This is a genomic window from Streptomyces zaehneri (assembly GCF_032248645.1).
In the GTDB taxonomy this organism is placed as follows: Bacteria; Actinomycetota; Actinomycetes; order Streptomycetales; family Streptomycetaceae; genus Streptomyces; species Streptomyces coriariae.
In genome coordinates this window covers 409,415-421,673 of record NZ_JASTTJ010000002.1, presented here as the reverse complement: position 1 = coordinate 421,673, position 12,259 = coordinate 409,415, and the positions used below count along the sequence as shown (strand labels likewise).

At 71.9% G+C, this 12,259-nt stretch carries 13 protein-coding genes; 6 read left to right on the top strand and 7 right to left on the bottom strand.

The features are described from left to right. Positions 1-76: 76 nt before the first annotated feature. The gene (locus QQM72_RS04690) at positions 77-562 is read right to left on the bottom strand and encodes an Lrp/AsnC family transcriptional regulator (protein WP_020131619.1); all 486 of its coding nucleotides are present in this window, start codon (positions 560-562) and stop codon (positions 77-79) included. Between the two features lie 78 nt (positions 563-640). Here QQM72_RS04690 and QQM72_RS04685 point away from each other — a divergent pair, with 78 nt between their 5' ends. From QQM72_RS04685 to QQM72_RS04670, 4 genes are read left to right on the top strand one after another with little or no spacing between them, the layout of a single operon-like run. Continuing rightward, the gene (locus QQM72_RS04685; RefSeq protein WP_020131618.1) at positions 641-1,405 is read left to right on the top strand and encodes a LytR/AlgR family response regulator transcription factor; all 765 of its coding nucleotides are present in this window, start codon (positions 641-643) and stop codon (positions 1,403-1,405) included. Next, the gene (locus tag QQM72_RS04680) at positions 1,402-1,770 is read left to right on the top strand and encodes a hypothetical protein (protein ID WP_372481795.1); all 369 of its coding nucleotides are present in this window, start codon (positions 1,402-1,404) and stop codon (positions 1,768-1,770) included. The genes QQM72_RS04685 and QQM72_RS04680 overlap by 4 nt, the downstream gene beginning before the upstream one ends. Then, positions 1,767-3,497, top strand: a complete 1,731-nt coding sequence (locus QQM72_RS04675) for a sodium/solute symporter (protein WP_314219482.1) — start codon at positions 1,767-1,769, stop codon at positions 3,495-3,497. Before QQM72_RS04680 ends, QQM72_RS04675 begins: the two co-directional genes overlap by 4 nt. Further along, positions 3,494-4,717 carry a sensor histidine kinase gene (locus tag QQM72_RS04670; protein ID WP_314219481.1) on the top strand — a complete coding sequence of 408 codons (1,224 nt, stop codon included), beginning with the start codon at positions 3,494-3,496 and terminating at the stop codon, positions 4,715-4,717. The genes QQM72_RS04675 and QQM72_RS04670 overlap by 4 nt, the downstream gene beginning before the upstream one ends. On the opposite strand, the gene QQM72_RS04665 is transcribed toward QQM72_RS04670, so the two are convergent. The 5 genes from QQM72_RS04665 to QQM72_RS04645 all read right to left on the bottom strand — a co-directional run bounded on the left by QQM72_RS04665 (position 4,686) and on the right by QQM72_RS04645 (position 9,345). Then, positions 4,686-4,868: a hypothetical protein gene (locus QQM72_RS04665; RefSeq protein WP_020131614.1), complete on the bottom strand. Its 183-nt coding sequence runs from the start codon at positions 4,866-4,868 to the stop codon at positions 4,686-4,688. The genes QQM72_RS04670 and QQM72_RS04665 overlap by 32 nt on opposite strands. A 59-nt stretch (positions 4,869-4,927) precedes the next feature. Continuing rightward, a complete protein-coding gene (locus QQM72_RS04660; RefSeq protein WP_314219480.1) occupies positions 4,928-5,878 on the bottom strand; it encodes a cytochrome c oxidase assembly protein in 951 nt (316 codons plus the stop codon). A gap of 189 nt (positions 5,879-6,067) precedes the next feature. Continuing rightward, on the bottom strand, positions 6,068-7,093 hold the full coding sequence (locus tag QQM72_RS04655) for a 6-phosphofructokinase (protein ID WP_314219479.1): 1,026 nt from the start codon (positions 7,091-7,093) through the stop codon (positions 6,068-6,070). A 267-nt stretch (positions 7,094-7,360) separates the two neighbouring features. Next, a complete protein-coding gene (locus tag QQM72_RS04650) occupies positions 7,361-8,089 on the bottom strand; it encodes a type 1 glutamine amidotransferase (protein WP_314219478.1) in 729 nt (242 codons plus the stop codon). 17 nt (positions 8,090-8,106) lie between these two features. Beyond that, a complete protein-coding gene (locus QQM72_RS04645) occupies positions 8,107-9,345 on the bottom strand; it encodes a MurT ligase domain-containing protein (RefSeq protein WP_314219477.1) in 1,239 nt (412 codons plus the stop codon). Between the two features lie 158 nt (positions 9,346-9,503). On the opposite strand from QQM72_RS04645, the gene def reads away from it, so the two are divergent. Further along, the gene (gene def / locus QQM72_RS04640; RefSeq protein ID WP_314219476.1) at positions 9,504-10,058 is read left to right on the top strand and encodes a peptide deformylase; all 555 of its coding nucleotides are present in this window, start codon (positions 9,504-9,506) and stop codon (positions 10,056-10,058) included. Positions 10,059-10,129: 71 nt separating this feature from the next. Here def and QQM72_RS04635 read toward each other — a convergent pair whose 3' ends face one another. Further along, entirely contained in the window at positions 10,130-10,771 is a 642-nt protein-coding gene (locus tag QQM72_RS04635) for a TetR family transcriptional regulator (protein WP_020131608.1), read from the bottom strand. 177 nt (positions 10,772-10,948) lie between these two features. Here QQM72_RS04635 and QQM72_RS04630 point away from each other — a divergent pair, with 177 nt between their 5' ends. Continuing rightward, positions 10,949-12,175 carry an acyl-CoA dehydrogenase family protein gene (locus QQM72_RS04630; RefSeq protein ID WP_314219475.1) on the top strand — a complete coding sequence of 409 codons (1,227 nt, stop codon included), beginning with the start codon at positions 10,949-10,951 and terminating at the stop codon, positions 12,173-12,175. Positions 12,176-12,259: the final 84 nt, after the last annotated feature.

The window sequence follows — 12,259 nt, the reverse complement described above, 5'->3', positions numbered from 1 at the left end:
AACATGCATTGCGTGTCGACGCAGGAATGCTGCGTGATGTGCCTGGTCAACGCAGGTTCGCTGCGCCCAGGCAGGTTTATTCGGGAGCGGGCTGGCTCGCACCGGCCTCGGGGCTGTCCGGCAGCAGATGGGACAGCACCATCACGCTGATCGTCTTCCGGATGAAGGGCTCGGACCGGATGCGCTCCAGCACGTTCTCGAAGTGCTCCACATCCCGCGCCCGCACATGCAGCAGCGCGTCCGCCCCACCCGTCACCGTCATCGCGGCGGTGATCTCCGGATGGTTGCGCGCCACCTCCGCGAGACGTCTGGGGGGCGCGGCGCCCTCGCAGTACACCTCCACGTACGCCTCCGTGCGCCAGCCCAGCGCCGACGGCTGCACGGTGGCCGTGAATCCCGTGATCACCCCGGTGTCGCGCAGCCGGTCCACCCGGCGCTTGACCGCCGTCGAGGACAGGCCCACGGCCGTGCCGATCTCGGCGAAGCTCGTCCTGGCGTTCGCCATCAGAGCGGTGATGATCTTCCGGTCGAGTTCGTCGAAAGGGGCGGGCGTGCTGTTCATGCGGGCACTGTATCCAGCGCATACGTCCACACCCCGGTGCATGTCCAGTCGTGCGGATCGCCCCTACACTCCACCTTCATGCTGCGCGCCCTCGCCGTCGACGACGAACGCCCCTCGCTGGAGGAGCTGCTCTACCTGCTCACCGCGGACCCCCGGATCGGCACCGTGGAAGGCGCCGGCGACGCGACCGAGGCGCTGCGCCGCATCAACCGCGCCCTGGAGTCAGGACCCGACGGCCCCGAAGCCATCGACGTGGTCTTCCTGGACATCCAGATGCCCGGCCTCGACGGCCTCGACCTCGCCCGTCTGCTCACCGGCTTCGCGCGGCCGCCCCTGGTCGTGTTCGTCACCGCCCACGAGGACTTCGCCGTCCAGGCCTTCGACCTCAAGGCCGTCGACTACGTCCTCAAACCCGTGCGCAAGGAACGGCTCGCCGAGGCGGTCCGCCGCGCCGTCGAACTCAGAGCCGCCGAACGGCGCGGCCCCGCTCCGCGCATCCCCGTGCACGAGCCCGACCCGGACCACATACCCGTCGAACTCGGCGGTGTGACCCGCTTCGTCGCCGTCGACGACATCACCCACGTCGAGGCCCGCGGCGACTACGCCCGCCTGCACACCGACCGCGGCAGCCACCTGGTCCGGATCCCGCTGTCCACCCTGGAGGAGCGCTGGCGGGCCCGCGGCTTCGTCCGCATCCACCGCCGCCATCTCGTCGCGCTGCGCCACATAGGCGAACTCCGCCTGGACGCGGGCACGGTGAGCGTCCTGGTGGGCGGCGAGGAACTCCAGGTCAGCCGCCGCCACGCCCGGGAACTGCGGGACCTGCTGATGAGGAGGCCCTGACCGTGCCGCACCAGGACCCCGCCGAGCGGCGTGTCGTCGTCACCGGGCCCGCCCGGCGCACCCTTCGCGCCTCCGGCTACTACCGGCCGCGCACCGAGATCGACGAGCAGACCACCCTCGGTCACACCTACGTCCGCTCCCTGATGCGCTCCCAACTGCGGGCAGCGCTCGCGGTGTTCGCCGTCCTCACCCTGCTGGTGGGCCCGCTGCCGCTGCTCTTCGCGGCGATGCCCGACGCCCACCGCCTCGAATGGGCGGTCCTCGGCTTCTGCCTCTACGCCCCGCTCGTGCTGCTCGCCCGCTGGTACGTGCGCCGCGCCGAACGCAACGAGCGGGACCTCATACGCCTGGTCGAGGACCGATGAACTCGGCCTTCGCCGTCCCCGCCGTCGCGCTCGTCGTCGTCGCGACCGTCCTCGTCGGCGCCTTCGGCCTGCGCATCTCCCGCACCACCTCCGACTTCTACGTCGCCTCCCGCACCGTCGGCCCGCGCCTGAACGCGGCCGCCATCAGCGGCGAGTACCTCTCCGCCGCCTCCTTCCTCGGCATCGCGGGGCTGGTCCTGGTCCAGGGGCCGGACATGCTCTGGTACCCGGTCGGCTACACCGCCGGCTATCTGGTGCTGCTCCTCTTCGTCGCGGCCCCGCTGCGCCGCTCCGGCGCCTACACCCTCCCCGACTTCGCCGAGGCCCGCCTGGGCTCGCAGTCGTCCCGGCGGCTCGCGGGCGCCTTCGTGGTCGGCGTCGGCTGGCTCTACCTGCTGCCCCAACTCCAGGGCGCGGGACTGACGTTGACCGTCCTGACCGGCGCACCCGACTCGCTCGGCGGGCTGATCGTCGCGGTCGTCGTCACCGCGATCGTCGCCGCGGGCGGCATGCGCAGCATCACCTTCGTGCAGGCCTTCCAGTACTGGCTCAAGCTCACCGCCCTCCTCGTCCCGGCCCTCTTCCTCGTCCTCGCCTGGCAGGGCGACGGCGCACCACGCGACGCCTTCGGGGAACCGGCCACCTTCCGCGACCAGCGCGTCGTCCGGGTCGACGACACCCTCGACCTCCGACTGGACCGCCCCCTGACCGTGACGGTGGACGGCCGTGTCGACGGCCGCCCGCACCAGGACGCCGTGCTCCGGCTCCCCGTCGGCACCCACCACATCGAGCGGGGCACCCGCCTCACCTTCGCCGAGGGCACCGCCGTCCCCGTCGCCGAGCGCGGCAGCAACGGCGGCATGTCCACCTCCCTCGCCGCCGGCCGCGAGGAACGCCCGCTGTACGCCACCTACGGCCTGATCCTCGCGACCTTCCTCGGCACCATGGGCCTGCCCCACGTCGTCGTCCGCTTCTACACCAGCCCGCACGGAGTCGCCGCCCGCCGCACCACGGTCGCCGTCCTCGCCCTGATCGGCGCCTTCTACCTGCTGCCGCCCGTCTACGGCGCCCTGGGCCGCCTCTACGCCCCCGAGCTGGCCCTCAGCGGCGACGCCGACGCGGCCGTGCTGCTGCTGCCCGACCGGGTGATCGGCGGCCTCGGCGGCGACCTGCTGGGCGCGCTGGTCGCCGGGGGAGCCTTCGCCGCGTTCCTGTCCACCGCGTCCGGGCTGACGATGGCCGTCGCGGGCGTGCTCACCCAGGACGTCCTGCCGACCCGGGGCGTCCGGCACTTCCGGCTGGGCACCGGGCTCGCCATGGCCGTACCCCTCGCCGCGAGCCCGCTGGTGGGCGGGCTGCCGGTGGCCGACGCGGTCGGGCTGGCCTTCGCGGTGTCGGCGTCCTCCTTCTGCCCGCTCCTCGTCCTCGGCATCTGGTGGCGACGGCTGACCCCGCCCGGCGCGGCCGCCGGGATGCTGGTGGGCGGCGGTTCGGCGTTCGCCGCCGTCGCCGCGACCATGGCGGGCTTCCCCGGCACGGGCGGCCTGCACGCGCTGCTCGCCTGGCCCGCGCTGTGGTCCGTACCGCTCGCCTTCCTCACCATGATCCTGGTGTCCCTGGCCACCCCGGGGCGGGTACCGGCCGGCACGGCGGCGATCCTGGCCCGGTTCCACCTGCCCGAGGAACTGCGCACGGAAGAGCTGCGAGCGGCGGAGGCGAAGGCATGAGCGGGTTCCTGGCGGGCGTCTGCATCGCGATCCTCCCCTTCCTCGCCGCGGGCTTCTGGCTGGGCCGCCGCACCGCCCGCCCCGAGAACCTCGGCGGCCTGGGCACCCCCGTCGAGCACGCCACCTTCGAGACCCTGCACACCGCCTCGCTCGCCGCGCCCCCGCTCCGGGCGGGTCTCACGGAGGAGACGGCCCGCAGGTCGGCCCGCAGACTGCGCACCCTGCTCGGCACGGACGCGCTGTGCCTGACCGACGAGACGGAGGTGCTGGTCTGGGACGGCGTGGGGTCACACCACCGCACCGAGATCATGGAACGGCTGGCCGGCCCCCTGGAGAGCGGGCGCGGCGAGGCCTTCCGGCTCACCTGCGAGCACGCCGACTGCCCCGTCCGCTGGGCCGTTCTCGCCCCGCTCACCGTGGACGACCGGGTGCACGGCGTCCTCGTGGCCTGCGCGCCCCGCGAGTCGGCCGTCCTGGTCCGGGCGGCCGCCGAGGTGGCCCGCTGGGTGAGCGTCCAGCTGGAGCTGGCGGACCTCGACCAGTCCCGTACGAAACTGATCGAGGCGGAGATCAAGGCCCTGCGCGCCCAGATCTCGCCGCATTTCGTCTTCAACTCGCTCGCGGTGATCGCGTCGTTCGTCCGCACCGACCCCGAACGCGCCCGTGAGCTGCTCCTGGAGTTCGCCGACTTCACCCGCTACTCGTTCCGCAGGCACGGCGACTTCACCACCCTCGCCGACGAACTGCACGCCATCGACCACTACCTGGCGCTGGTCCGGGCCCGGTTCGGCGACCGCCTCGCCGTCACCCTCCAGATAGCCCCCGAGGTCCTCCCGGTGGCCCTGCCCTTCCTCTGCCTCCAGCCGCTCGTCGAGAACGCCGTCAAGCACGGCCTGGAGGGCAAGGCGGACCAGTGCCATATCCAGATCACCGCGCAGGACGCCGGCGCCGAGGCCCTGGTCGTCATCGAGGACGACGGCGCCGGCATGGACCCGGTCGCGCTGCGCCGCATCCTGGCCGGCGAGGTGAGCCCCTCGGGGGGCATCGGCCTGTCCAACGTGGACGACCGGCTCCGCCAGGTGTACGGCGACGACTACGGCCTGGTCATCGAGACGGCCCTCGGAGCGGGCATGAAGATCACCGCCCGGCTGCCGAAGTACCAGCCGGGCGTCCACTCGGCGGCCCGCCTCACCGGTGGCCAGGGCCGGGCCGCGTCATGATCATGGCGAGCGTGATCAGCCCCAGCACGACCCAGCCGAACCACAGCCAGCCGTTGCTGCCGAGCGCCACCGTGTAGGCGGTCACCGCGACGAGTCCGCCGACGGTGAGCACCCCCATGGTCTTCGTCGAACTGTCCGTGGTACCTGCCATCGCGACACCTTCCTCGGGGCCGCCCTCCGCAGGGCGCGTCCCTCCATGGTGCCCCGGGTTCAGCGCCCCTGTGCGTTGAGCGACGCAAGATAGGCGTTGTACGCCTCCAGCTCCTGGTCGCCGTCGCGGTCCGCGGCCCGGTCCTTGCGCTTGGCCTGCCGCTGCTCGGAGCCGTACCACTGGAAGAGCAGGGCGATCAGCACCAGCACGGACGGGATCTCGCTGAACGCCCAGGCGATGCCGCCGGCCGCGTTCTGGTCGGAGAGCGCGTCGATGCCGAGCGAGGCGGGCGGGTTCTCGAACGTCCCGACCATCGGCTGCGAGGCCATCATCAGCGCGATGCCGAAGAACGCGTGGAACGGCATGCCCGCGAACAGCTCCAGCATCCGCATCAGGTAGCCCGGCCGGTTCGGCCCCGGGTCCACGCCGATGATCGGCCAGAAGAACACCACACCGACGGCGAGGAAGTGCACCATCATCGCGAGGTGCCCCGCCCTGGAGCCCATCAGGAAGTCGAAGATCGGCGTGAAGTACAGCGCGTACAGGCTCGCGATGAACAGCGGGATGGTGAACGCGGGATGGGTGACGATCCGCATGTAGCGGCTGTGCAGCAGCATCAGCAGCAGCTCACGCGGCCCCTTGCGACCCCGCCCGGCGGCCGGCAGCGCACGCAGCGCCAGCGTCATCGGCGCGCCCAGCAGGATCAGGATCGGCGACAGCATGCTGATCACCATGTGCTGCACCATGTGCACGCTGAACATGACCATGCCGTAGTCGTTCAGCCTGGTGCACATGACGAGCCCGATGGTCAGCACCCCGACGACGAACGACACGGTCCGCCCCACCGGCCACGCGTCCCCGCGCCTGCGCAGCCGCAGGACGCCCCAGGCGTAGAGCCCCAGCCCCACCAGACAGCCGACGAGGAAGAACGGGTCCGCCGACCACTGAAGGCCCCGCCCCAGCGTGAACGGCGGCAGATCCATGGTCATGCCGTGCCCGCTGTGTTCCATGCCGCCGGCTCCTGATTCGTGGGGGGTTGTACGTTTCCTGCCGCCCACAAGAGTAGAGAAGCCCCCGGCGACCTCCGTCACCGGGGGCGAACGGCCCTGCGCGGTCCTGTCCCGGGGGCGAACGGCCCTGCGCGGTCCTGTCCCGGGGGCGCGGGGCCGTCACGGCGGACCCGCACCCGACCGGACGGGCTAGAGCACGGTCTCCGCCTCCGCGTACCGGTCCTCGGGAACGGTCTTGAGCGTCGCGACCGCGTCCGCCAGCGGCGCCATCACGATGTCCGTCCCGCGCAGGGCCGTCATCTTCCCGAACTCGCCGCGGTGCACCGCCTCCACCGCGTGCCAGCCGAACCGCGTGGCGAGCACCCGGTCGTACGCGGTCGGCGTGCCGCCCCGCTGCACATGTCCCAGGATGACCGGCCGGGCCTCCTTGCCGAGCCGGGACTCCAGCTCGATGGAGAGCTGCCGGGCGATCCCGGCGAACCGCTCGTGCCCGTAGACGTCCTTCGCGCCCTCGTCGAAGGCCATGCTGCCGGCCTTCGGCTTCGCGCCCTCGGCCGCGACGACGATCGCGAACCGCTTGCCCGCCTCGAACCGATCGCCGACCCGGCGGGCCAGTTCGGCGATGTCGAAGGGCCGTTCCGGTACGACGATGGCGTGGGCGCCGGCCGCCATGCCGGACTGGAGAGCTATCCAGCCGGTGTGGCGTCCCATGACCTCGACGACGAGCACCCGCTGGTGGGACTCGGCGGTGGTCTTCAGCCGGTCCAGCGCCTCGGTCGCGACCCCGACCGCCGTGTCGAACCCGAAGGTGACGTCGGTGACGGCGATGTCGTTGTCGATGGTCTTGGGCACGCCCACGATGGGCAGCCCGCTGTCGTACATCAGCTTCGCCGCCTTGAGCGTGCCCTCACCCCCGATCGGGATGATCGCGTCGAGGCCGAGCTCCGCGACATGGCCCCGGGCCCGCTCCACGCCGTCCCGCAGATGCGAGGGCTGGACCCGGGAGGAGCCGAGGATCGTGCCGCCGCGGGCGAGGATGCCGCCCACCGCGTCGAGGTCGAGCTTGAGGTAGTCGCACTCCAGGAGGCCCTTCCAGCCGTCCCGGAAGCCGATGACCTCGTCGCCGTGGTCGGCGACGGCACGGTGCACGACGGACCGGATGACGGCGTTCAGGCCGGGGCAGTCGCCGCCGGACGTGAGGACACCAATGCGCATAGCCCGAAACAACCTTCTCCACGTGGGCCGGTCCGGACCGCACTGTCCGGCTCGAATCCCCGCCACCCTAGCGGCAGGAGGGGGCGGGGCCGAAGCACGCGTCCGCCTGCTGGACGCGCCTGCTCACCTGTGCGGATGCACCGTCAGACGGGCTGCTGACGGCACCCCGAAAATCAGGTGAACACACGGTCACGCGGACTGCCGCGCGACAGCGTCCGCCCAGGCCGCCGCACGGCCGTGCCTGCGCGGACCGCTGCGCGGCCGTGCCTACGCGGGCTGCTGCGCGGCCGCGATGCGCTCGCCGCGGAGCGCCTCGTACCAGCGGTCGTCGATCGGCGGCAACGCGTTCACGTCGAGCGCCAGCTTCAGCAGCAGGTCAGCGATCAGCGGGTTGCGGGCGAGCACCGGGCCGTGCATGTACGTGCCGAACACGGTGTCGTTGTACGCGCCCTCGGTGCCGTCGCCGGTGCCGTTGCCCTTGCCGAGGGAGACGCGGGCGAGCGGGCGGGCGGTCGGGCCGAGGTGGGTGATGCCCTGGTGGTTCTCGAAGCCCGTCAGCGGGGGCAGACCGAGCCGCGGGTCGATGTCCCCGAGGACGTCGCCGACACACCGCTCGCCCTCGCCACGCGTCGTCGTCACGTCCAGCAGACCGAGACCGGGCTCACGCTGGCCGAGGTCGTTGACGAACTCGTGGCCCAGGATCTGGTAGCCGGCGCAGACGGCGAAGACGATCGCGCCGTTGTTCACCGCCTGGTACAGGTGAGCGTCCCGGCGCAGCCGCTCCGCCGCGAGACGCTGCGGCCGGTCCTCGCCGCCCCCGATGAGGTAGATGTCGCCGGAGGTCGGGATCGGCTGGTCGCTGCGCACGTCGAGCCGGGCCACGTCGAGGCCGCGCTGCCGGGCCCGGCGCTCGACGACGAGGGCGTTGCCCTGGTCGCCGTAGGTGCTCAGCAGGTCCGGGTAGATCCACACCAGCCGCAGTTGGTTGTCGCTCATGGAAACGTCCTTAGTGGTCAGTTGCCGACGCGGCGGCGCAGGTCCTGGAACGCCGTGTAGTTCGCGATGACCTCGATCCGGCCCGGCGGCGCCTGCTGCACGGCCTGGTCGAGGTTCTCGCACACCTGGAAGTGCTGGTTGGCGACCTCCAGACGCACCGCGAGGTCCAGCTTGCGGTCACCCACGACGAAGATCGGGTGGCCGGTCAGCCGCGTGTAGTCGACGTCCCACAGCCAGGAGGTGTCGGTGCCGTCGGCGCCGCGCGCGTTCACCGAGAGGATCACCGGGGTGGGCGGCGGATCGATCAGGCTGAACGTCTCGAGCCAGCCCGCCGGGTTCTTCGCGAGCAGCAGCCGCAGGTCACGCCCCTGGAACTGGACGACGTCGTAGCGTCCGGCGACGGCCTGCACCGCGTACATCCGCTCCAGCGCCACCTGCGGCGGCACCCCGAAGACGGCGGCGACGGCGGCCGAGGAGGCGGCGTTGGCCTTGTTGGCGCGGCCCGGCAGCTGGAGGTGGATCGGCCAGGCGGAGCCGTGCGGGTCGAGGACGTGGTCCCCGGACAGCACCCAGCTCGGCGTCGGACGCCGGAACCCGCACTCGCCGCAGAACCAGTCGTCACCGGGGCGCTGCATGACACCGCCGCAGGACGGGCACGACCAGGCGTCGTCCTTCCACATCTGCCCGGCGGCGACCCAGATCACGTTCGGGGAGGAGGAGGCGGCCCACACCACCAGCGGGTCGTCGGCGTTGGCGACCACGACGGCCTTCGAACCGGCAAGCCCCTCACGCCAGTTCTCCGCGAGCATGCGGGTCTCGGCGGCGCGGTCCAGCTGGTCGCGGGAGAGGTTGAGCAGCGCGATGCACTTGGGGGCGGTGTCCCGGGCCACGCCCGCGAGGTACTTCTCGTCGACCTCGATCACGCCGTACCGGGCGTCGGAGCCGCCCGCGAGCGCCGAGGTGATGCCGGCCGGCATGTTGGCGCCGAGCGCGTTGGACACGACCGGCCCGGCGGCGCGCAGTGCCTCGGCGATCAGCCGCGTGGTGGTGGTCTTGCCGTTGGTCGCCGAGACGAGGATGACGTCCAGGTTCTGGGCGAGCCGGGCGAGAAGGTCGGGGTCGAGTTTGAGCGCCACCCGGCCGCCGATCACCGAACCGCTGCCGCGCCCCGCCGCGCGCGACGCCGCCGCGACCGCTTTGCCGGCGGTCACGGCGATCTTGGCCCGCGGCGTGAGCGGGTCCGAGTTGCCTGCCATCAGTTCTCGATCCTCCTTGCGTACGCGCCGCGCCTCTGCCGTACGGCAACGTGGTGGGAGGTCAGCCTATCGAGATCCATTCACACTCCCGAATCCCGGCACCACCTCACGGCCGTGAGCGGCATGCGCGTGTCAGAAAGGACCGTACCCTTGCCGCCATGCGACACGGCTCCATCCCGGGCGCCCACGGGCGCGTCCGGCCCCTCTCCCTGCTCGGTGACCCCGTCCTGCACACCCGCTGCGAGGACGTCACCGACTTCGGTCCCGAACTCGCCCGCCTGGTCGAGGACATGTTCGCCACGATGTACGCGGCCCAGGGCGTGGGCCTCGCCGCGAACCAGGTGGGCGAGCCGCTGAGGGTCTTCGTCTACGACTGCCCCGACGACGAGGACGTCCGTCACCTGGGCCATGTGGTGAACCCCCGGCTGGTGGAGGCCGACGGCATCGTCCTGCGCGGCCCGGAGGGCTGTCTGTCCCTGCCGGGGCTGGAGGCGGGCACGGAGCGCCACGACCACGCGGTGGTCGAGGGGTTCACGATGAAGGGCGAGCCGGTCACCGTGCACGGCACCGGATTCTTTGCCAGATGCTTGCAGCACGAGGCGGACCACCTGGAGGGCACGGTGTACGCGGACCGCGTGACGGGGTGGCGCAGCAGGAGACTGACGCGCCGGATCGCACGGGCGTCCTGGAGCCGGGGGGCCGGTCCCGCATAGGGCGGGGGGCGGTGCGGCCGGGCCGTGCGGGCGCGAGCGCCCACACGTGTCCCGCGCCCGGCGGGGGAGCGTCAGAACCCGGGACCGCCGAGCTTGTCGCCGGCCGCCGCGAGGCGACCCCACAGCAGATCGGCCAGACTCCGCACCAGCTCCGCTCGGGTGCAGGGGCGCTCACCCAGCCACCAGTCCCCGGCCGCGTGCATCATCCCGACGATCCCGTGCCCCCACACCCGGGCCAGCTGCTGGCTGCCGGGTCCGAGGTCCACCCGGTCCTCGATGACCTGGGCCAGCTCCTCGCCCATCCGCCGGAGCAGCGGCGCCGAGTGCTTGCCCACGTCGAAACCCTGCTCACCCGGCGACCCGTCCGACGGATGCATCAGGAACCGGTAGACCTGGGGCCGGGCCTCGATCGCCGCGAGGTAGGTGTCCAGCGTGGCCTCCACCCGTTCGCGCCGCTCGGCGGGCGCGTCCAGCGCGGCCCGCAGGGAGTCCAGCAGCGCGTCCGTGTGCCTTTTGGCGAGCGCGGCGTAAAGTCCGCCCTTGTCGCCGAAGTGCCGGTAGAGGATCGGTTTGGTGATGCCCGCCTCCGCCGCGATCGCGTTCATCGAGGCCTGTGGGCCGTCGCGCAGCACCACCCGGTCGGCGGCCTCCAGCAGCTCGCGCCTTCGGCGGTCGGCGGACCGCTGCTGCTCGGTCCGCTGCGTGGTGTCCATGAGCTCTCCCCACCCGTGCTGATTCGGTGACGCCTGCGCAAACTAACACCTGACAGCAGCCTGACATCGAACGGGCCGGGGGGCTCCCGGACCGTCAGCAGGAGTTGACTTTTCCTACCGACCGGTAACAGACTCGCGTTACCGCTAGTAACACGCACGTTCCGCCCTGGAGGGGACATGGCCGAGTTCACCATGGAGCTCAACGACGAACAGAAGGAGGTCCGGGACTGGCTGCACGGCTTCGCGGCCGACGTCATCCGCCCCGCGGCCGCCGAATGGGACGAGCGTGAGGAGACTCCCTGGCCGGTCATCCAGGAGGCCGCCAAGGTCGGGATCTACTCCCTCGACTTCTACGCGCAGCAGTACTTCGACCCCACCGGCCTCGGTATCCCGATGGCCATGGAGGAGCTGTTCTGGGGCGACGCGGGCATCGCCCTGTCGATCGTGGGCACCGGCCTCGCCGCCGTCGGCGTTCTCGCCAACGGCACCGAGGAGCAGATCGGCACCTGGATCCCGCAGATGTACGGCGACGCCGGCGACGTCAAGGTGGCCGCCTTCTGCTCCTCGGAGCCCGACGCCGGCTCCGACGTGGCCTCCCTGCGTACGCGTGCCGTGTACGACGAGGCCAAGGACGAGTGGGTGCTCAACGGCACCAAGACCTGGGCGACCAACGGCGGCATCGCCAACGTCCATGTCGTCGTCGCGGCCGTGGACGCCGAACTCGGCTCCAAGGGGCACGCCTCCTTCATCGTCCCGCCGGGCACCCCGGGTCTCGCCCAGGGCCAGAAGTTCAAGAAGCACGGCATCCGCGCCTCGCACACCGCCGAGGTCATCCTCGACAACGTGCGGGTCCCCGGCTCCTGCCTCCTCGGCGGCAAGGAGAAGCTGGACGAGCGGCTGGCGCGGGCCCGCGAGCGGGCGCGGACGGGCGGCGAGCGCGTCAAGAACGCGGCGATGGCGACCTTCGAGGCCTCGCGGCCGGCGGTCGGCGCCATGGCCGTCGGCACGGCCCGCGCCGCGTACGAGGTGGCACTCGACTACGCCAAGACCCGTGAGCAGTTCGGCCGTCCGATCATCGACAACCAGGGCGTCGCCTTCCAGCTCGCGGACATGCGCACCCAGATCGACGCCGCGCGGCTGCTGGTCTGGCGCGCGTCCTGGATGGCGATCAACGGAAAGCCGTTCACCGCCGCCGAGGGCTCGATGTCGAAGCTGTACGCCAGCGAGACCGCCAAGCAGGTCACCGCGCAGGCGATCCAGATTCTCGGCGGCAACGGCTACACCAGGGAGTACCCGGTGGAGCGCATGCACCGCGACGCGGCCATCTACACCATCTTCGAAGGCACGAGCGAGATCCAGCGCCTGGTGATCGCCCGCACGCTGTCGGGGATGCCGATCCGCTAGGACGGGTCGCAGGCCGCACGACGCCGCGGGACGACGTGGCACGGCCCCGGGGGCGCCTCCCCGGGGCCTGCGCGATCACCGGCA

Bases quoted from the DNA above. Each gene is read 5' to 3' on its own strand.
- QQM72_RS04690 (WP_020131619.1), bottom strand. From the start codon at position 562: ATGAACAGCACGCCCGCCCCTTTCGACGAACTCGACCGGAAGATCATC.
- QQM72_RS04685 (WP_020131618.1), top strand. From the start codon at position 641: ATGCTGCGCGCCCTCGCCGTCGACGACGAACGCCCCTCGCTGGAGGAG.
- QQM72_RS04675 (WP_314219482.1), top strand. From the start codon at position 1,767: ATGAACTCGGCCTTCGCCGTCCCCGCCGTCGCGCTCGTCGTCGTCGCG.
- QQM72_RS04670 (WP_314219481.1), top strand. From the start codon at position 3,494: ATGAGCGGGTTCCTGGCGGGCGTCTGCATCGCGATCCTCCCCTTCCTC.
- QQM72_RS04665 (WP_020131614.1), bottom strand. From the start codon at position 4,868: ATGGCAGGTACCACGGACAGTTCGACGAAGACCATGGGGGTGCTCACC.
- QQM72_RS04660 (WP_314219480.1), bottom strand. From the start codon at position 5,878: ATGGAACACAGCGGGCACGGCATGACCATGGATCTGCCGCCGTTCACG.
- QQM72_RS04655 (WP_314219479.1), bottom strand. From the start codon at position 7,093: ATGCGCATTGGTGTCCTCACGTCCGGCGGCGACTGCCCCGGCCTGAAC.
- QQM72_RS04650 (WP_314219478.1), bottom strand. From the start codon at position 8,089: ATGAGCGACAACCAACTGCGGCTGGTGTGGATCTACCCGGACCTGCTG.
- QQM72_RS04645 (WP_314219477.1), bottom strand. From the start codon at position 9,345: ATGGCAGGCAACTCGGACCCGCTCACGCCGCGGGCCAAGATCGCCGTG.
- def (WP_314219476.1), top strand. From the start codon at position 9,504: ATGCGACACGGCTCCATCCCGGGCGCCCACGGGCGCGTCCGGCCCCTC.
- QQM72_RS04635 (WP_020131608.1), bottom strand. From the start codon at position 10,771: ATGGACACCACGCAGCGGACCGAGCAGCAGCGGTCCGCCGACCGCCGA.
- QQM72_RS04630 (WP_314219475.1), top strand. From the start codon at position 10,949: ATGGCCGAGTTCACCATGGAGCTCAACGACGAACAGAAGGAGGTCCGG.